General features: G+C 39.2%; 1 protein-coding gene. It reads right to left on the bottom strand.

Features of this window, described 5'->3' with window-relative positions; genetic code table 11:
• The coding region (locus BG20_RS11535; protein ID WP_010195678.1) for a fibronectin type III domain-containing protein at positions 1–899 on the bottom strand (899 nt) is incomplete at both ends.

Raw genomic sequence — 899 nt, forward strand, 5'->3', positions numbered from 1 at the left:
AGAACTGATGGTTGTTAAAGTAGAGTATGTGCCAGAGCCTGACTTGTATTCAATTTTGTAACCTGTAATTGGAGCACCACCATTACTTGATGGAATATTCCATGAGAGATTGATTTGAGTTGCAGAAGAGCTAACAGCAGTTAGATTAGTTGGTGCACCGGGTACTGTCGTAGTTGGTGGTGGTGCAGAATTAGCAGTTGGTGTAGCTGATACTTCATTTGATCTTTGACTAGAACCTAATCCAAAATTAGCTGAAACAACAAATGTGTATGTTTTTCCAGTTGTTAAACCAGAAACAAGAAAACTAGTTGAGGATTCACTATCTACTTCTATGAAAGTACCACTGGATAATTTTTCTTCAATTTTGTATGAAGAAATATGTTGACCATATGTTTGAGATGGTGCTATCCATGTTAATCTGATTTGGGTTGGAGATACATCAGTAGCAGTAAGAGTAGGGGTTGTTGTTTCACGAGGTATAGATGATGCTTCATTTGAAGAATAACTCGTGCCAACAGAGTTTATTGCTGAAACCTTGTATGTGTATGAAGTACCAGTAGTAAGACCAGTATGAGAATAAGTTGTGCTTTGAGTGGTTGTTAAAGTAGAGTATGTGCCAGAGCCTGACTTGAATTCCACTTTATAGCTAGTAATTGGAGCACCACCATTGTTGGCAGGTGCAGACCATGATAGATTGATTTGTGTTGGAGAAGAGCTAACAGCAGTTAGATTAGTTGGAGAATCGGGAGCAACTGGAGTTGTAGGTGTAGAAACTGGAGTTGCAGGTGTAGCTGTTGCTTCAGATGATGCAGAGCTTGTGCCAACAGAGTTTATTGCTGAAACCTTGTATGTGTATACAGTTCCAGTAGTTAGACCAGTATGAGAATAAGTTGTGCTTT

The sequence above is a fragment of the Candidatus Nitrosarchaeum limnium BG20 genome (assembly GCF_000241145.1).
GTDB lineage: Archaea > Thermoproteota > Nitrososphaeria > Nitrososphaerales > Nitrosopumilaceae > Nitrosarchaeum > Nitrosarchaeum limnae.